The sequence below is a fragment of the Telmatospirillum siberiense genome, assembly GCF_002845745.1.
Taxonomy (GTDB): Bacteria; Pseudomonadota; Alphaproteobacteria; order Rhodospirillales; family Magnetospirillaceae; genus Telmatospirillum; species Telmatospirillum siberiense.
Genome location: NZ_PIUM01000027.1, coordinates 1 through 18,895, shown reverse-complemented (window position 1 = coordinate 18,895; position 18,895 = coordinate 1). Strand labels below are relative to the sequence as shown.

13 protein-coding genes and 1 tRNA gene are annotated in these 18,895 nt (G+C 65.7%); 8 read left to right on the top strand and 6 right to left on the bottom strand.

All coding sequences use genetic code 11. From position 1 onward, the window contains the following. Positions 1 to 16 precede the first annotated feature (16 nt). Positions 17 to 712: a hypothetical protein gene (locus CWS72_RS19865; RefSeq protein ID WP_146002820.1), complete on the bottom strand. Its 696-nt coding sequence runs from the start codon at positions 710 to 712 to the stop codon at positions 17 to 19. A gap of 442 nt (positions 713 to 1,154) precedes the next feature. Then, a complete protein-coding gene (locus tag CWS72_RS19860) occupies positions 1,155 to 1,448 on the bottom strand; it encodes a complement C1q domain-containing protein (protein ID WP_101252386.1) in 294 nt (97 codons plus the stop codon). Positions 1,449 to 1,652: 204 nt separating this feature from the next. Here CWS72_RS19860 and CWS72_RS19855 point away from each other — a divergent pair. Then, positions 1,653 to 1,743 (top strand) — tRNA-Ser (locus tag CWS72_RS19855). 141 nt (positions 1,744 to 1,884) lie between these two features. On the opposite strand, the gene CWS72_RS19850 is transcribed toward CWS72_RS19855, so the two are convergent. Continuing rightward, positions 1,885 to 2,223: a DUF1236 domain-containing protein gene (locus CWS72_RS19850; protein WP_158240735.1), complete on the bottom strand. Its 339-nt coding sequence runs from the start codon at positions 2,221 to 2,223 to the stop codon at positions 1,885 to 1,887. 433 nt (positions 2,224 to 2,656) lie between these two features. Between CWS72_RS19850 and CWS72_RS19845 the strand changes: the two genes are divergently transcribed. Both CWS72_RS19845 and CWS72_RS19840 read left to right on the top strand, forming a co-directional pair. Continuing rightward, positions 2,657 to 3,091, top strand: a complete 435-nt coding sequence (locus tag CWS72_RS19845; RefSeq protein WP_101252384.1) for an OsmC family protein — start codon at positions 2,657 to 2,659, stop codon at positions 3,089 to 3,091. A 117-nt stretch (positions 3,092 to 3,208) separates the two neighbouring features. Then, on the top strand, positions 3,209 to 3,700 hold the full coding sequence (locus CWS72_RS19840; protein WP_199175818.1) for a nucleoside deaminase: 492 nt from the start codon (positions 3,209 to 3,211) through the stop codon (positions 3,698 to 3,700). 54 nt (positions 3,701 to 3,754) lie between these two features. Here the strand turns inward: CWS72_RS19840 and CWS72_RS19835 are convergent, their stop codons facing one another. Further along, positions 3,755 to 4,675 carry a LysR family transcriptional regulator gene (locus CWS72_RS19835; RefSeq protein WP_101252383.1) on the bottom strand — a complete coding sequence of 307 codons (921 nt, stop codon included), beginning with the start codon at positions 4,673 to 4,675 and terminating at the stop codon, positions 3,755 to 3,757. Between the two features lie 112 nt (positions 4,676 to 4,787). Between CWS72_RS19835 and CWS72_RS19830 the strand changes: the two genes are divergently transcribed. Genes CWS72_RS19830 through CWS72_RS19820 form a run of 3 tightly spaced genes read left to right on the top strand, consistent with a single transcriptional unit; the run spans position 4,788 to position 7,090 of the window. Then, a complete protein-coding gene (locus CWS72_RS19830) occupies positions 4,788 to 5,207 on the top strand; it encodes a DoxX family protein (protein ID WP_101252382.1) in 420 nt (139 codons plus the stop codon). A 16-nt stretch (positions 5,208 to 5,223) separates the two neighbouring features. Next, a complete protein-coding gene (locus CWS72_RS19825; RefSeq protein ID WP_101252381.1) occupies positions 5,224 to 6,081 on the top strand; it encodes a VOC family protein in 858 nt (285 codons plus the stop codon). Between the two features lie 25 nt (positions 6,082 to 6,106). Continuing rightward, complete coding sequence (locus CWS72_RS19820) at positions 6,107 to 7,090, top strand: glutathione S-transferase family protein (RefSeq protein ID WP_101252380.1); 984 nt, start codon at positions 6,107 to 6,109, stop codon at positions 7,088 to 7,090. 113 nt (positions 7,091 to 7,203) lie between these two features. Here the strand turns inward: CWS72_RS19820 and CWS72_RS19815 are convergent, their stop codons facing one another. Together CWS72_RS19815 and CWS72_RS19810 are read right to left on the bottom strand one after the other, a co-directional pair. Beyond that, positions 7,204 to 10,302, bottom strand: a complete 3,099-nt coding sequence (locus CWS72_RS19815) for a UvrD-helicase domain-containing protein (RefSeq protein WP_101252379.1) — start codon at positions 10,300 to 10,302, stop codon at positions 7,204 to 7,206. Then, positions 10,299 to 11,063, bottom strand: a complete 765-nt coding sequence (locus CWS72_RS19810; protein WP_101252378.1) for a prephenate dehydrogenase/arogenate dehydrogenase family protein — start codon at positions 11,061 to 11,063, stop codon at positions 10,299 to 10,301. The genes CWS72_RS19815 and CWS72_RS19810 overlap by 4 nt, the downstream gene beginning before the upstream one ends. 522 nt (positions 11,064 to 11,585) lie before the next feature. Here CWS72_RS19810 and CWS72_RS19805 point away from each other — a divergent pair. Continuing rightward, positions 11,586 to 13,277 (top strand): ShlB/FhaC/HecB family hemolysin secretion/activation protein, encoded by a 1,692-nt coding sequence (locus tag CWS72_RS19805; RefSeq protein WP_158240734.1) that lies wholly within the window; start codon positions 11,586 to 11,588, stop codon positions 13,275 to 13,277. Next, positions 13,277 to 18,895, top strand: a 5,619-nt coding sequence (locus tag CWS72_RS19800; protein WP_146002818.1) for a two-partner secretion domain-containing protein, incomplete at its 3' end; no start/stop codon positions are given. The genes CWS72_RS19805 and CWS72_RS19800, both read left to right, overlap by 1 nt.

Below are 18,895 nucleotides of genomic sequence, written 5' to 3'. Positions count from 1 at the left end.
CCGGGCGGTTTTCCCCTCAGGCCACCCCCTGGTCCTTCAGGGCCGACCAAAAGTCCTGAAGCTGATCATTGATCTTTTGCGTTTGCTGGGCGGTGTTGTAAGGCGCCGCGGCTTCGTTCGCGCTGATCATTTGTTTCATGTAGGCGTTCCAGTTAAAATTGCCGGAGAAATCCGTCATCCTCATATCGGATCCATCGACGGCGACAGACGGGCCTCCGATCATTAACGCCAATGTTGCCGCATCGCCCTCGCTCATGCCGGCCGTGGTCTTCTCCCATGCCGCGCGCAATTCGGGCGATGCATTGACCGGGGGAAATTGGAATCCAAGCGACGCCCCCGTTTGGATCATGCCGTCACCGTTGAGATCCACCGCCTCGGTCGGCGCGAGGAGGAGGTTCTCCGCCCCTTCTTCCGACAAAGACGCAACATCGACAGGCTCGGCGAGGCTTGCCGCCTCTTGCAGCAGACTTAAGGATTGCGTGTCCAAGCCCGACAGGAAGTCCTTCGCCCGCCCGGTTTGCACCGCCGAACGGCCTTCGGCATAGACCGCGCCGACCGCGTCCTGCGCGTCCGCATTCAAGCCGCGCATCGACAGAATCTGATGATCGTCCTGAGTGAGGGCGAAGATTTGAGAAAAATCGGGCGTATGACGCCCTTTGCTGATCAACGGATTTTGCGCGCTTGTCGCGCTTGTCGTACTGGAAATATCCAAAATTCCCCTCCCTGCAGAAACTGCCTACCGGCCCCCTTCCCCTTCCAAAGAGCTCCGCACACCAACACGCTCAATGGAAAAAATTGCCGGTATAAGGCTCGAAAACGCGGATACAGGGAAAATCGAGCAAATTTCGGACCAAAAACGGAATCACGCGGGACACGGTCCCACATGATGAAGCCGCGCCGCGCCTCGTGGCGTTGGCCCTTTTCGTGTCCAGAAGACGTTTCATCGTCTGAACACAAATAGAATCAAGGCTGTACGCCATGTCCGATACGGATTTTCAGATGGTCTGGCTTATGGTTTCGACACGGGGATGGCTGTCGGCAATGACGTCGGTCGGTCCATGCCGCCATGGATTGCCGGATCACGTCCGGCAATGACGGTAACGCATTCGGAACCCGGGCCGGCGCCGCTGAAAAATGGCTTCGCCTGTTCGAACTCAGGAATAAAAGGTCTGGTGGAAGCGATGCCGCCGCCGCCGCGACCGGCAGGCCCACAGCAGAATGCCACCAAGCGGCGCCACTGCCGCCCAGGCGGGACAAGCCATCAACAAATGACCGAAAGAAGACGGCGGAGCATCGGCCTGGGGCGCGTGCCCGGCCAATAACACCCAAACGTCCCTTGTTAGCAGCCCCGCGTGATCTCCTGGCCCGAGAGCCAGAACCACGTCACCCGAAGCCATCAGCAATGCCAAGCCCAGCAGTCCCCATCCAAAAAGGCGACCGAGGAACATGCGACCCCCAAGACTATCAATTGCTCATTTTTTGAGCTGTTGAACGATGAGTTGTAATTGCCACAACGGCCATGATTTTTCAATGATCCATCCTGGATGCGAGGGTTGCAAAGGTGGAGTTGGTCGTATATTTTCCCCGCTTCGCATCACCCGGCCGCATCCGACGGTCGGGTTTGTTCCTTCCTAAAGGGGCAAGGCGGACGTGGATGGGTGGCCGAGTGGTCGAAGGCGCACGCCTGGAAAGTGTGTATACGTCAAAAGCGTATCGTGGGTTCGAATCCCACCCCATCCGCCATTTCATGAAAAAAGGGCCCCTTTGACGGGGCCTTTTTTCCTCCGGCTGTCGGCGGGATGCCCCTCGCCCACGAGGGGAGAAGGGCGTTTTCCCGCCCTTTTGCCCCTCTTACGCAATCGCCGCCTCGACGTCATTCCAACGCTAGTTCCAGGTGTGCACCACCTTGCGGGTGGTGCTCTCCACGACGACGGGTTGATTGTTGATGATGGTGTAGCTGTAGCGTTCGGGTTCCGGAATCTGAATCGCATCGGGCAGCGGGTATAACGTGACCGTCCCGGGGAGTGTCGTGCCGATGGTTGGTGTCAGGTTCGGATCGCTGAAGGAATTGAATTTCTGGATGGTCGAGTACTCGCGGATCTGATGGCCTTGATCCGTCGTCCAGATCGAGGTGCTGGTGGTCGTTGTCGTCTGCGCAAAGGCAACCCCGACGCCCATCAGAAGCGCGGACGCGGTGACGATTGAAAACAATATTCTCTTCATTTGAAATCTCCACATGCCGATAAGAGGGTGAAGAGACACCCCGCCACTCGGGCCAACGGTGAAACCGCGCGCTGGCTATGGAGCCAATCTTGAGTGGGGCGTCAATCGCCGTCACTTTGGTCGCCTGCCACGTGACCGCATAGCCTCGGAATTTACTCATGCGAGGATTCTGAATTGGGCAAGTATGTAATAATAAACAGATATTCATCACATAAAAACAGATTTGTTGTGTAATCTGTCGGCGTTGGCATGACGGTATAATTTTAATAATTATCATAATACATGTGGGTCTCGCCCATATTTCCGTAGAATCCGAGGGTGTTCGGCAATAAAATTTTGACTATATTTGAACGCATGATCTTCGTGGTCGCAGAGTTTTGGCTGACGCCATTCCCTCTTCCGGAGCCCCCTTCATCGAGACAGGAGCCGCATCATGACCGAAAAGTCCGCCACCGTGCATTGGGAGGGCCAAGGCAAGAAAGGCCTGGGCAAAATCAGCACCGAGACTGGTGCTTTGACGAACTACCCTTATGGTTTTGGCAGCCGTTTCGAGGATGACCGAAACGGCACCAATCCCGAGGAAATCCTGGGCGCCGCCCACGCCGCATGTTTCACCATGGCCTTTTCCTTCGCATGCGATAAGGCCGGACTGGCCACGGCGGAGATCGACACCAAGGCCGGCGTACGCTTGTCCAAGCAGGGGGATGGCTTCGTCATCGATCGAATCTCATTGACCTTGCAAGCCACCGTGCCCGGCATTGACGAGGCGAAATTCCAGGAGATCGCGGCGGCCGCCAAGGCCAATTGTCCGTTGTCGAAGGCCCTTGCCGGCGTGGCGGAGATCACGTTGCAGGCGACGCTGAAATAGGCCCTTCGTCCAAACGGCGGCCGGCGGCGAGTTGGATCGGAGTGCGGGAGGAGAGCATCCCCCGCCGACCAGCAACCGGGGAGCTTCCGTTTCCCTGCCGGTATGAATGAGGTCGATATGGCTGCCACAGTGACTCCCGGCGAAATTACGGAGAGATCGGACAGGCGCTTCATGCGCCTGGCAATCGAGCAGGCACAGATCGGAAGCCGCACCGGAAATGCGCCGATTGGCTGCGTTGTCGTCTGTGACGGCAAGGTGGTGGCCGCCGGTCACAACCGGGTCGCCAGCGACAGCGATCCGACCGCCCATGCCGAAATCGTCGTCATCCGCGCGGCGAGCCTCGTCGCCCCAGGGGGCGATCTCGGCGGCATGACGCTCTACTCGACGTTACAGCCTTGCGGCATGTGCACCATGGCCGCGCTGTGGGCGAATGTTCGGCGGATCGTTTATGGGGCGAGCCGCGCGGAGGTCCATCCCATGTATTTCGAGGCGCGACACCTCAACACGCGCGATTACATACAAGATGCCTACCGCGACGACATCGCGCTCACCGGGGCTGTCCTCGCCGAGGACTGCGCCGCTCTCTATTGTCGATCAACCGGTCGATGAAATCTTCCCACATCGGCGTGGAGACGGGGGCCTCGGGCGGCGCCCCCAGATCCGTCACCATCCGCAATCCCATGCCGGCTTGCCCCTGTAGGCGCCGGCCAGAAAATCGACCAGGGCGCGGACCTTGATCGCCAGATGCCGTCCCGGCGGATAAAGCGCGTAGAGGCCATGCGCCGCGTCTTCCCAATCTTGCAGCATCGGGCGCAAGGCGCCGGTCTTCAGTCGCGGACCGGCGATGAAGCTCGGCACGCGGGCGATGCCGAGGCCCGCCTCGGCGGCGGCGAGGCAAGCCTCGGCGTTGGAAAAACGCAGCCGTGACCTGACCGGCACGGCGATGGTTTTCGCCTCTCCGCCCCCCTTTTCCTGGAAGGACCAGTTCGTCGGATCGGCGAAATTCGTATCGATGACGCAGTCGTGACCGCTGAGTTCCTGCGGCGCGGCTGGTTCGCCATGCACCTTCAGATAGGAGGGCGCGGCACAGAGAATGATGCGGATATCACACAATTTGCGGGCGATCAGGCTGCTGTCGCCGGGCCTGCCGACGCGGACGGCGGCATCGAATCCTTCATCGATCAGATTGACCACCCGGTCCGAAAAATTGACGTCGAGTTGGATATCGGGGAAGGATCGGGCGAAGTCGATCAACAGCGGCGCCAACTGGCTGGTACCGAAGGACAGCGGCGCGGTCAGCCGCAAGTGGCCGGCGGGCTGGCCGGAGGCGTTGCGTACCGAGGCTTCGAGCGCATCGAATTCTTCGAGCAGTCCCCTGATCCGCTCGAAATAGGCCTGTCCGACCTCGGTCGCCGACAGGGCGCGCGTCGTGCGCTTCAAAAGCTGCACGCCGAGATCCGCCTCCAACTTCGAGACCAGCTTGGAGGCCTGTCCGCTGCTGGTCCCCAACCGTTTCGCCGCGCCGGCGAAACTGCCGGCGTCGAGCACGGCGACAAACATGCGGTCGCAATCGAGACGGTCCATGCCATTCCTTCCATTTTGGAAGAAGTATAAGCCATTTTTGCCAGATAGTTAAGAATGGGGAACGGATGCATTCTTCTTGCCGACACCGATCCATTGTTCGGAGATTAAAGTCATGATCGATTCCCGTACCGCCCCGTTCGCCGCCCTCGTCCTGCGTCTCGCCCTGGGCGTCTTGTTCCTCGCCCATGTCGGCCTCAAGATCTTCGTCTTCACGCCCGCCGGAACGGCTGCCTTCTTCGGCTCGCTCGGCCTGCCCGGCTGGCTCGCCTATGTCACGATCGCCTGGGAATTGCTGGGCGCCGTGGCCCTCGTCCTGGGCGTCTGGCCGCGTCTCGTCGCGGTTGCGCTGATCCCCATTCTGCTGGGGGCCATCGTCACGGTGCATGGATCGGCCGGCTTCTTTTTCACCAATGCCAACGGCGGCTGGGAGTTCCCCGCCTTCTGGATCATCGGACTGATCGTCCTGGCGCTGGCCGGAGACGGAGCCTATGCCCTGAAGCCGTCGCCGTTTTCCGCTCCCAGCGGTCGATAAGGAAAGGGGACCGGCCATGACCGCCCTGCTTGCAGCCAATGCCGCCGAGCGCGTGGGAGACCACGTGCCGGCCCCGTCCTTCGTTCCGCGCAAGGTCTCGCTCGTCGTGCACGACCTCGCCCGGGTCGGCGATTTCTATCAGCGCGCCGTCGGCCTGCATCGTCTGCAAGACGACGGCGAGACGGCTCTGTTCGGTGCGGACGGTGGCGCGGTGCTTCTCGAACTTCGCCGCGATGCGGCGGCCCGCCGGCGCGGCATGCGGGAAGCGGGATTGTTCCATACCGCCTTTCTGTTGCCGTCGCGCGCCGATCTTGTCGGCTGGGCGAGCCATGCGGCGGCCGTCCGCTCGCCCATCATCGGGGCCGCCGATCACGGCGTCAGCGAGGCGTTCTATCTCGCCGATCCGGAAGGAAACGGCGTTGAGATCACCGCCGACCGGCCGAAATCCCGCTGGAAACGGAAAGACGGCATGGTGGAGATGGTCACCGACCCCCTCGACGTCGACGACCTGCTGGCCGCCGCCCCCGGCGGCCGCTGGCGGGGATTCCCCGATGGGTCGCGCATCGGTCACATTCACCTGCAGGTCGGCGCCATCGGCCCGGCCGAGGATTTTTATGCCGGGGCGCTCGGTCTCCAGGTCACCTGCCATTATCCGGGCGCGACCTTTTTCGCCGCCGACGGCTATCATCACCATATCGCGGCGAATATCTGGAACAGCCGCGGCGCGGAGAGGCGTGACGGCCCGGTGATCGGCCTCGCCGATATCGAGATCGGCGTGGATGGGGGCAGGATGGCGGCGGCAGGAGACCGTGCCGCCACACGCCTTACGATGACGGATCCCTGGGGAATCGGGATTTCCCTCGCCGTCCTCTGAGCCGGCGGAAGCAAGGAGCGGCATCATGCTCGTCGATGGAAAATGGACGGCCGATTGGCAGCCGGTGCAGGCGACCGACGAAAAAGGCGGTTTCGTGCGCCAGGTTTCCTCCTTCCGTCATTGGGTCACGCCGGACGGGGCCGCCGGACCAACCGGCGAGGCCGGGTTTCCGGCCGAGGCGGGTCGCTATCACCTTTATGTGGCGCTGATCTGCCCCTGGGCGTCGCGCACACTGATGGCGCGAGCGTTGAAGGGCCTGGAAAAGGCGGTTCCGGTCTCCATCGTCGAGCCGGTTCTGACCGATGAGGGCTGGCGTTTCGGCGATTATCCCGGCGCGGACAGGGATGGGGTGAACGGCGCGGCCTATCTGCACGAACTCTATAGCCGGGCCGATCCCCATTACACCGGCCGCGCTACGGTCCCCGTCCTCTGGGACAAACAACGCAAGACCATCGTCAATAATGAATCGGCGGACATCCTCAGGATGTTCAACTCCGGTTTCGGCGCCCTGGCCACTCCCGCCTTCGACTTTTATCCGGCCGACCTGCAAGGCGCGATCGACAGCCTCAACGGCGAGATCTATCCCCGCCTCAACAACGGCGTCTATCGTGCCGGCTTCGCCACCACGCAAGGCGCCTATGAAGAGGCCGTAGGTGACGTCTTCTCCATGCTCGACGCATTGGAGACGCGCCTGCAATCCGGCGACGGCCCCTATCTTTTCGGCGGGCGGCTGACGGAAGCCGATATCCGCCTGTTCGTGACCCTGGTGCGCTTCGACGCCGCCTATCACGGCCTGTTCAAATGCAATCTCCGGCGTCTCGCCGATTATCCGCATCTTCACGCCTATATGCTGCGGATCCTGGCGGTGCCGGGCGTGCGTGCCACGGTCAGCCTCGATCACATCAAGCGGGGCTATTATTCGATCCGGGCCCTCAATCCCACCGGCATCGTTCCCGTGGGGCCCGCGCTTCCGGAACTGGAAGATCGGCGGCATTGCACAACCGAATAAAATAGTGGCCCGCCCGCAGGGACGCCGGGGCCACCGAAGAAAGGAGCCGGGGCTCACAGGGCGCCGCTTCCGCCGGTTTGAGCTTTTTTCGGGGCCGGACAGTCTCGCCGTTTTCAGAACAGGTTGTATTGCTTTGCTCGCGGAGCGGGGGCCGCGGCGGTTTCGTGCCTGGTCAGGTGGGGCGGAATGTCTTGCAGGAAAGGCGAGGGCGGCAATGCGCAAGTCTTGCCGTACCAGAACCGCTCGGTGGCGCGGGTGAGAAACAGCCGGTCCCGGGCGCGGGTGACGGCGACATAGAACAGCCGCCGCTCCTCGGCCAGCGATCCGGCGTCTTCCGGTGAACCGGGGAAGGAGAACGGCACCAGTCCGTCCTCCAGGCCGACGACGAAGACCACGGGAAATTCCAAGCCCTTGGCGGCGTGCATGGTCAGCAGGGACACCCGGTCGGCGCGGGCGTCGTGGAAATCCGCCTCGGTGGACAGCGCCACCTGCTCCCGCAACGCCTTCTCATCGCCATAGGCGGCGGCGAGCGTCTTGAGCCAGCCTTTCGCCTCGGCCAGCGTCGCCGCGCCGGTCTCCTCCCGCCGTGCCGCCGCGTCGGCCGCCGCTTCCAGACGGGCCTGAAGGTCGGGCGCCCGGTCCTGCCCGCTCTGCCCGGCCAGGGCGTCGAGGATGGCGACGACACCCTCATGGCCGGCGATGGGCGCCGGCGTGCTTTTCCTGAAAGGAATGCCGGCCCGGTCGAAAACAGCCCGCAACGCCGCCGCCTGGGCGTCGGTTCGGTAAAGGACGGCGACGTCGGCGAAGCCGAGAGGTCCGGAGGCCTTCTTCCCGCCGGTTTTGCGATTGGCGGCGAGCATGTCGTGGCCGCCCATCAGGGTCTCGATGGTGCCGCCGACGAAGACGGCTTCCGCCCCTTCGGACGAGGCCGTGTGCAGCACGATGGAATCGCCGGTCGGTCTGACGGCGGTTTCTTCGGCCGCTCGCCCGACGATCGCCGAGGCGGCGGCGACGATGGCGCCGCTCGACCGGTAATTTCGGCCGAGCCTGATCGTTTTCGCGGAGGGAAAGTCCTGGGCGAATCGTTCGAAGCAGGTGGCATCGGCGCCCCGGAAGCCGTAGATCGCCTGATCGGGATCCCCGATCACGCACAGATTGCCGTTTTCCCCGGCCAGGACTTTCAGAATGCGGTATTGCCAGGCGTCGATGTCCTGGAATTCATCGGCCAGGATATGGGTGAAGCGGCCGCGCCACCGCCGGGCGATCTCGGGGTTCCGTTCCAGCAGTTCGACGGACAGTCCGACCAGATCGTCGAAATCGACCCAGCCCGCCTCCCGTCCCAGACGGGCCAATGTTTCCAATGCCTCGCCGTCTTCGCCTTCCGCCGGGGCGGCGGAGCGCTTCAGCGCGGAGACCTTTTTGATGAGCCGGCCCGCCGCCTTTTCGCCGATGGACAGCGCGGCGGCCAGGGCCGACCTCCGCTCGGCTTCGTCGGCCACCCGGAAATCGGCCGGCAGACCGAGCAGGGCGCCATGGGCCTTGAGGATGCCGAGGCCGAGGGAGTGGAAACTCTCCACGGCGCATTTGCGCGTCCGGCCGGGCAGCAGGACAGCCAGCCGGCTGCGCAATTCCTCGGTGGCGCGGCGCGTGAAGGTGATGGCCAGGCAGTTGCCGGCCGGCACGCCGCAGTCACGGATCAGATGGGCGATGCGATGGGTGAGCATGCGCGTCTTGCCCGAACCGGGGCCGGCGATTACCGCCACCGGTCCGTCGACAACCTCCGCCGCCCGGGCCTGATCGGCGTCGAGGGCGGCGAGGACGCCGGTGCGTCCGGACGGGGGCGGCGCCCGTTCCGCCGCGCCGGTGGGGACGGATGGAACGGCGGGCGCTTTCGCCGTGGCGCCGGCCGCGCGCCGCCGGATGACCGGCGCCTCGAACAGCATGTCGCCCTTGCTGCGGCGGTCCAACTCGCCTTCGGCGAACAGGCGGATCACGCCATATTCCCCGTCATAGCCGGCCTGCCGGATCACCGAGCCGGCGCGCAGACGCGCGACCGCCTCGCCGAGCAGGGGCGTGGTGCCGGCGATATCCTCGATCGGCACCGCGCCCAGGATCGACAATTCGGGGCCCAGGATGCCGACGATCCGATCAAAGGCCTGGCCCACCGTCTGCGAGGCGACACCGCTTCCCAGAAGTTCGGAGAGGATTTCCGGCAGCGGGACCAGGCTCGCCACCGTTCCCGCCGAGGGCGGCGGTGCCGTGCCGCTGTCGCGGTCGGCCAGCATTTCCACCCGATGCGCCACGCCGACCGTGACCGGATGGCCGCAGACCGGGCAGCGTCCGCCCAGGGCCAGCGTCTCCTTCGGATCCAGTCTGACGTCGCAGGCCCGGTGGCCATCCAGATGATATTTCCCCTCCTCGGGGAAGAATTCCACCGTGCCGACGTAGCCGTCCCCGGTTTTCAGCGCATGCATCATCTGGAAATAGTCGGGGGCGCAGGCGAATCGGGTCGCCTCGCGGCCGAGTTTGGCCGGCGAATGGGCGTCGGAATTGGAGACCAGCCGGTAACGGTCAAGGGACGAGACCCGCCAATTCATCTCGGGGTCCGAGGACAGGCCGGTTTCCACCGCGAAGATATGGCCGGCGAGATCGCCGTAGCAGTCGGCGATGGAATCGAAGCCCGATTGCGAGCCGAGGGCGGCGAACCAGGGCGTCCAGATATGGGCCGGGATCAGGCAGGCCGTCGATCCCGATTCCAACACGACTTCCAGAAGATTGCGCGAATCGAGGCCGAGGATCGGCCGGCCGTCGGAGGCGATGTTGCCGATGCGGGCGAGCTTCCCGGCCAGCCGGTCGACGGCATCGAGATCGGGCAGGCAGACCAGATGGTGGACCTTCCGGGTTTTGTCGCCCTTCTTGTAGATCGTCGAAATCTCGGTTGTGAGCAGGAATCGCACATCGTTCCGGCAGGCGGCCGGCAGCGTCTTGCCGATCTCGTCCCGGATTTCCTGCCTCAGGCGGTACAGCCCGCCACCGGCGGGTTCCAGCTTTTCCTTGATTTCGGCCACCCAGCCCGGATGGACGCAATCGCCGGTGCCGACCACCTCGATGCCCTTGACCGCGGCCCACCAGGCCAGGCGCTCCAGATCGAGGTCGCGGCTGGTGGCTCGGGAATATTTGGAATGGACGTGCAGATCGGCGTGGAAGGTCATGATGGCCCCAGATCCTGGTCCAGCGTGGCGGCGATGTCCAGGAAACGCTTGCGGATCCGGGGGGAATAGGGGTTGAGGCATTCGATCGCCTGGAACACTTCCGGCGCGTCGTTGCGCACCATGTCGATGGCCTGCTTCAACAGATCGAAGCTTTTCGTCGTCATGCGCGTCGGCAGGGGTTCCATCTGGACCAGCACCTTGGCGATCAGATGGGTCAGTCCTTGCGCCATGGCGGTTTCCGCGTCATGGGCTTCCGGCGTCGTCATGACGACGCGCAAGCCCAGGCCTTTCCGCAGGAAGGCCGCGACGCGGGCGGAACGCCGGCCGCGAACCGGGCAGAGGGCGATCTTCAATCCCCTGATGCCGCCCGCCGCGCTGGCAGGACCGAACAGCGGATGCGTCGCGATGATCTCAGCGTGGTCCGGCAGCCCCGCCGCCATGATTTCGGCGGCTTTCATCTTGACCGAACCGACGTCGAGCACCAGGGCGCCCTCGCTGAGATGCGGCCCGATGGCGCGGACCGTTTCCTCGAGACGGGAAAGCGGCATCGCCAGGATGACGACCGGACAGGCGGCGACATCCTGAAGGGGGGCGAGCGCGACATCGGCCAGATCGGCGTCGGCCTCGACCGGGGGCGCCGGATCGTAGGCGCGCAGGCGGAAATGCGGACGCAGATGCCGGGCCATCAGGCGCCCGAAGGCGCCGAAGCCGATGATGCCGACAAGCGGCCGGGGGACTGTCAGGGAATGATCGTCGGACACGGGAGTTAACCTCTATCGAAGACTTGAGAGGCCAACGGTGTCCAACCGAAGGTCAACCGCTGGCCGGGCAGCGGTTGAAAGATGACGAAACCATCCCGCCGCTTAGGAAAGCAGCGGGTAATACCACACGGACTGGGTCTGGTTCGTCGTCATGGGCGGCGATGCTAAGCCTGCCCGCCGGCGCCGTCAACGATTCCTGGCGAGAGCTTACGGACGGCGGTCGGGTCTCGCCCCGTCAGCCTCCCCGGCGTTCCGGTTTGGCCCCTGTGGCCGGCATGGCAGGGGGATCAACCAAAACGTTATTTAATCGTGAAATGAAAGCATCTTTAATTTCATTAATGAATAGTAAATGCAAATACAAAATTTAAATAAAATATCACATAAATAATAATATTTTGTATATCGCAAACGTAGCTTTATGAAAATGCCCGTGGGCAGATGCAGGTGTGCATCTATACTAAGGGGCATAAGTAAATTTTTCGGTATGCATTTTTATGTATGCTATTCGTCATAGTTGTTGCTATGGCGAGTGCATCGTCGCGGGGCGCGTTCGCTCAGGCGGCCGGCGATCAGCGGGCCATCGAGCGTCAACAGGATCAAATCCAGCAGTTGCAGCAGCAGCGCTTCGATCAGCGCGGGCGCGACCGCCGGCTGTCCGAACCCCCGCCGGAGCCGCTTCCCGTTCCGCCCGCCGGGCCGTCGGAGCTGTCGCCCTCGGCGGTTTGCTTCACCCTGCGCCGGATCGTCTTCGAGGGCGCCACCCTGCTCTCCGAGGACGATCGCCAAGATTTGAGCGCCGGCTATCCGGGACGCTGCGTTTCCTTCGCCGAGGTCAACGAGATCCTGCGCGCGGTGACCGATCTCTATGCGGCCCGCGGTTACGTGACGACGCGCGCCACCCTGCCGCAACAGAACGTCGCCGACGGCATCCTCACCATCCGGGTGGTGGAGGGCCGCCTGCAAGGGTTCGACTGGAACGGCGAGCCGGCCTCCGACCTCTCCGAGGTGTTGGCCGCCTTTCCCGCCGCGCCGGGCGAGGTGCTCAACCTGCGCGACCTCGAACAGGGCATCGACCAGTTGAACCGCCTGCGCTCCAACGACGCCAGGATCGAACTGATCCCCGGCGACCGTCCGGGCGACAGCCGCGTCGCCATCACCGACAAGCCGTCGAAGACCTGGCGCGTCACCGGGGGTGTCGACAATTCCGGGCAGCGGACCACCGGCGAGTTGCAGACCAAGGCCTCCGCCGAGATCGAGGATCTGCTCGGCGTGAACGACTCCTTCGCCATCTTTCACAGCCAGGACCTGCTCGGCAATTCCAGCCAGCGCTCCAGCCGGAGCTGGGCGATCAACGGTTCCGTCCCCCGGGGCTATTGGCGGTTCAACGGGGCCGTCGATTTCATGCAGTACCGCAGCATGATCTACGGCCTCAACCAGATTATCCAGAGCGCCGGCACCCAGCGGGCGGTCAACCTGGGGCTCGACCGCATGCTCTGGCGCGACGACGTGGGCAAGACCTTCGCCAGCTTTACCCTGAGCTACAAAAGCGTGGTCAATGACGTCGCCGGCGTCGTCGTCGCCGGATCGAGCCCCAAGCTCGTCATCGCCGGCGGCGGGCTTGACGACGTCCGGCGCCTGCTGGACGGCGTCCTGCATTCCAACCTCCAATATGCCGGCGGCCTGCACGCCCTGGGCGCCCGCGAGGATGGCGGGTGGGCCGGCTCGCCCAAGGCTCAGTTCACCGTCTGGCGGGGAGACCTTTCCTACGCCCATCCCATCGAGGTGGCGGGGCTGCCCCGGCTGACCCTGTCCAGTGGCGCGCACGGGCAATGGACCACCGACGCCCTTTACAGCACCGAACAGGTCGCCTTGGGCGGCGAAAGCACGGTGCGCGGCTACAAGGATCAGATTCTCCAGGGCAACCGCGGCGGCAACCTGCACACCGAACTGTCGGCCGAACTGCCGAGCGGTTTCGCCGCCATCGACGAAACCCTGGGCGTCATCCGGCCCTTCGCCGCCTACGACGTCGGCGTGGTCAGCCATTTCCACCCCGACAACAGCGTCGGCGGGCGGTTGTCGGGGGCGGCCGTCGGGGTGCGCCTGGGCGGCCCCTGGCTGGAGGGCGAATTGACCTGCGCCTGGCCGCTCGCCCATCCGGCGTCGATCGAAACGCCGCCCCACCAACTGACCTTCTCCCTCGTTCTGGTGCTGTGATGAAAGACCTTGCCAAGCGCGGCCTCGCCCTGCTGCTGTCGGCCCATCTGCTGCTCGACCCGCTGATCGCCTATGCCGGCGGCGTCACCCCCGACGCCGCCGCCCCCGCCGCCAACCGTCCGAGCCTGGACAGCGCCGCCAACGGCGTGCCGATGGTCAATATCGTGGCGCCCAACGGGAGCGGGCTGTCGCACAACAAATTCACCGACTTCAATGTCGGGACTTCCGGGCTGATCCTCAACAACAGCCAGGCCGCCGGGGTGTCCAAACTGGGCGGCGTGGTGCTGGGCAATCCCAATCTGACGGCCGGAACCGCCTCGCTGATCCTGGCCGAGGTCACCGGCGCCAACGCCTCGCTGCTGCAGGGCGTCACCGAGGTGTTCGGCGCCCAGGCCGCGTTCGTTCTGGCCAATGCCAACGGCATCACCTGCCAGGGATGCGGCTTCGTCAACACGCCCCGCGTCACCCTGAGCACCGGCACGCCCACCTTCGACGCCGCCGGCGCCTTGTCCGGCCTCGACCTGCGCCAGGGCGCCGTCCTCATCGACGGGGCGGTGCTCGACGTCACCGGATTGGACAGCTTCGACATCGTCAGCCGCACGGCCAGTCTCAACGCGGCGATCAAGGCCCAGTCCTTAGGCGTCTTCACCGGTTCGGGGCATTTCGACTATGCCGCGCGCCGGCTCTCCGGCGACGGCACGCAAGGAACCGGCGTTTCCATCGATTCGACGGCCTTGGGCGGCATGTACGCCAACCGCATCATCCTGGTCGGCACCGACCGGGGCGTCGGCGTCAATCTCCAGGCCGAGGCCGAGGCCGCCGATTCGCTGGTCATCACCGCCGATGGGCGGATTTCCGCCCAGCGCCTGAAATCCGGCGGCGCCATGTCCATCGCCTCGGCCTCCGCCGCGGTGGTCCTCACCGACGTCGTCTATGCCGGATCGACCCTGTCGGTCAGCGGCGCCGAGGTCGCCAATTCCGGCACCGCGGGCGCGGCGGCGGATGTTTCCATCGCCGCCGGCAGCCTGTCCAACGACGGACAGCTGGTGGCCGGGCTGGCCGCCGACGGTACCGTGACCTCCGGGACCGGCAGCTTGAGCGTCGCCGCCGGGCAGGTCGGCAACAGCGGCCGGATGCAATCGGGGCGCGCCACCGTCATCGACGCCGCCGGTACCGTCGGCAATGCCACCGGCGCCTCCATCGCCTCGCTGGGGGATGCGGCGCTGCGCGCCGCCGCCCTCGACAATCAGGGGGAAATGGCGGCGGGTGGAGCCCTGTCCGCCGCCGTCGCCGGGACTCTGTCCAACGCCGGGCGGATCAGCGCCGTCGGCGCCGCCTCGCTCGCCGCCGGTTCCCTGACCTCGACCGGCGCCATGGTGGCCGGCGGCGCCCTCGGCCTGTCGGCGGCCGGTGCCGCCGTCATCGCGGCCGGGGCGAGCGTGGTGGCCGGCGGCGATCTGGCCGCCACCGCCGGCAGCCTGGACAACGCCGGCAGTCTGTCGGCGGGGGGCGCCTTCAGCCTGCGCACGGCGGGCGACCTGACCAACCGGGCCGCCGGCCGTATGGCGGCGACCGGGCCGATGACCCTGGCGGCCGGACTTTCCGGCGCCGGCGGCACCCTGCGCCAGGCGGGCCAGCTTTCCGGCACCGGGGCGGTCGGTCTGTCCGGGCCGCGACTCGAACTCGACGCGGGCGGCGTGACGGCGGCGGCCACCTCCCTGGTCTTGAGCGCCGACAGCCTGACCGTGGCGGGCGGCGCCTCCGGCCAGACCGCCACCCTGACCGCCACCGGCGATCTGTCGATCGCGGCGGGCGGCACGGTGAGCGCGACCCGGGCGATCGGGCTGTCGGGCGGAACCGTCACCAATGGCGGGGCGGTGGACTCCGCCGCGCTGACCGTCACCGCCGGCGGTGCGGTGACCAACCAGTTGGCGGGCAGCCTGGTCGGGCGCGACAGCCTGACCCTGGCCGCCGCCAGCCTGGAGAACGACGGCGGGATCGGCGCCGGTCCGTCGCTCGCCCTGACGCTGGGCGGCCGGCTGGTCAATTCCGGTACCCTGGAGGCCACCGGCGATGCCACCCTTCAGGCCGGCGACATGGTCAACAGCGGCGTCGTCGCCACCAACGGCCGGCTCGGCGCCGGTCTCGCCAGCCTGTCCAACACCCCGGGCGGCATCCTCAGCGCCGGCACCACGCTGGACCTGACCGCCGGCAGCCTTTCCAATGGCGGGACCATGGTTGCCGGCGGCGCCATGATCCTGCGGGCGGGGGCCGCCTCCAACGCGGCCGGCGCCATCCTGGCCAGCGGCGGGACCTTGTCCGCCACCCTGGCGTCCCTCGACAACCGGGGGGCCGTCAGCGCCGGTGGTCTTCTTGACCTCGGCACCACCGGCGCCTTCGGCAACGGCGGTTCGCTGATCGGCGCCGGCGCCGTCACCCTGGCCGCCGCCGATCTGACCAACGGCGGCACCATCGCCAGCGGCGGTCTGCTCACCGCCACCCTGGCCAGTCTGACCAACAACCAGGGCGGCATCGTCAGCGGCGGCACGGGCCTGGGAATCACCTTGAGCGGCGGCCTTTCCAATGCCGGCACCCTGGTCAGCGGCGGCGATTTCACCTTGCGGGCGGCCGATCCGCTCAACAGCGGCAATATCTCGGCCGTCGGCGAGCTCATTCTCTCCCTGGCCGATCTGACCAATCAGGGAACGCTGAGCGGCGGCACCGGCCTGTCCCTCACCCTGACCAGCGGTTTCCTCAACTACGGTTCGCTGACCAGCGGCGGCGGCGCCACAGTGCGGGCCTCGGGCCTTGCCAATTACGGCCTCATCAGCGCCGCCACCGCCCTCGATGTCGCGGTGACCGGCGATCTCGCCAATGCCGGCAGGCTGGTCAGCGGCGCCACCGCCCGCCTGCAGGCGGCCAGCCTGGAGAACGGCGCCGTCATCAGCGGCGGCGCCGGGCTTGCCATGATCGTCTCCGGCGCCCTGTCCAACAGCGGCAATGTGGATGTCGGCGGCGACCTGACCTTGCAGGCGGCCAGCCTGAGCAACGGCGGTTCCCACGGCATCGTCGCTTCCGGCGCCGTTACCGGCGCCCTTTCCACCCTCGACAACCGGGCGCCGCTGATCGCCGGCGGGGCGCTGACCCTGACCGGCCTGTCCAACCTCGACAACTATGCCCTGATGCTGGCCGACGGCGCCATGCGCGTCGAGGTGGCGGGCGCCTTCGGCAATTGGGGCGGCGCCCTGCTCTCCGGCGGCGCCATGAGCATCACCGGCGCCGGCGGCGGCCAGGCGGGGTCCATCACCAATCTGGGCGGCAGCCTGGAAACCGTCAGCGGCAACATGGTCCTGTCCGCCGGCCAGGTGACCAACCAGGCGAGCGGCGAGCTGCGGACGACGAACAGCACCATCTATGAAAATTCCGGGGACCAGTCGGTTCCGCGCGGTCCTTGTACCTATGGCAAGGGGACCTGCGACAGCCAGTATTGGTCGCACTGGTATTGGGTGGTCAATCCCACCGGCAGCGACGCGGGCGCCTGGTACGGCAGCAGCAATGGGATTTCCATCCGATCCTGGATCGTCGAAAGCGGGAGCAGCTACAGCGGTACGGCGGCCAGCATCTCCTCGGGCGGCACCCTGTCGGTCAGTGGCGGGACCATCGCCAACGTTTACAGCACCATCAGCAGCGCCGGGACCATGGATCTGTCCGGCGGATCCTTGAGCAATGCCGGCGGCCAGACGGTCGATAGCTGGTACATCAGCAGCTCGACCAGCACCATGACCCGCTGCTATGGCGGTTACTGCTCCGGTTTCGGTAACGGCGGCGGCACCGCCCTGCTGAGGAGCTGGGTGAGCGGCCAGCAGGGCGGGCGGATCGTCGCCGGCGGCGCCCTGACCGGGTCCTTCACCGGCCAGATCGACAATGTCTCGATCCAGCAATATGCGGCGGTGTCGGGTTCGGGATCGGCGGCCACGGCCTCGCCGGCCCTGACTTCGGCCAGCGGGGTGAGCATCGGCAATGTGGTGGGGATCGGCACCGGGCAGGTGGCGACCACCTCGGCCCGGGGCCACAGCGGCGCCATCGATCTGGTCACCGGCACGGCGGCCGATGGATCGCCCCTGCTGCCGCAGGCGGCCTTTCCGACGACGATGTCGGCGCTGACCGCGGCGCTGTCGCGGCGGATCGCCGGATTTTCGGCGAAGTTCGCCGCGGCGCCGGCGTCCAGCGCCTATCTTTACGAGACGCGGTTCCAATACACCGACCTGGGGACGTTCTACGGCTCGGACTATTTCTTCGCCCGCATGGGGGTTGGAACGTCGAGCCTGCCGAAGCGTCTCGGGGACGCCTACATGGACACCAGCCTGGTGTCGCAGGCGGTGATCAATCAGACCGGCCAGAAATATCTGAGCTCCTCCTACACCTCGGATTCCCAGCAGATGCAGGCGCTGCTGGACAATGCGGTGGCGGAATCCTCGGCCGATCATCTGACGGTGGGGCAGGCGCTGAGCACCGACCAGATCGCCAATCTGACCAGCGACATCGTCTGGTACGTCAATGAAGTTGTCGACGGCCAGACGGTTCTGGTGCCGACGCTTTACCTTGCGGACAGCTCGAAGATCAACGCGACCGGGGCGACCATCGCCTCGGGCGGCAACGCGACGCTTTCGGCCTCGTCGGTGACGAACCAGGGGGGCGCGGTGACGGCGGCCGCCAATCTCGTGGTGTCGGCCAAGGACACGATCACCGACGTCAGCGGGCTTTTGAAGGCGGGCGGCGACGTCAGCCTGACGGCGGGCCAGGATGTCAGCATCGCCACGCGGACGGTGACGATGACCGGATCCGCCGGGGACGACCGGACGGTGCGGGTCGGCCAGGGCGCGGTGACGGCGGGCGGCAATCTGACGGTCAGCGCCGGCAACGACGTGACGGTGACGGGCGCCGATCTTTCGGCCAAGGGCGGCGCGACGCTGGCGGCGGGCAACGACGTGACGGTGGCGACCAACACGCTGTCCCATGACGAGGTCTTCAGCGACAGCCATTCGCATGCGGAACAGCACGACGTGACCCATGACACGTCGAGCATCAGCGCCGGGCAGGGGCTGACGGTGACGGCGGGCCGGGACGTGGCGGTCTCGGGCGGCGTCCTGTCGGCGGGCAGCGACGTGGCGGTGTCGGCGGGCGGTTCGCTCAGCCTTTCGGCGGTGACGGACAGCTATTACGCGGAATCGAACAGCAGCAAGAGCGGCGGCTTCATGAACAGCTCGAAGAGCCGTTCAGAAAGCCAGACGGTGAGCAACCGCGGCGCGTCGGTGACGGCCGGGGGCAGTGTGACGCTGACGTCGGGGACGGATCTGACCCTGCAGGCGGCGCAGGTGACGGCGGGCGGAGATCTGGCCTTAAACGCCGGTGGCACGCTGTCGCTGCTGTCGGCGACGGACAGCAGCTATCTGTCGCAGACCAGTTCGAAAAGCTCTGCGGCGTGGCAGTCGACGTCGGACAAGGGACACAATGACACGACGGTGGTGATGACGGGGCTGCAGGCGGGCGGCAACCTGTCGGTCAACGCCGCCAAGGTCGTGGCGGATTACAAGAGCACGGGGGATCTTCAGGCCAGC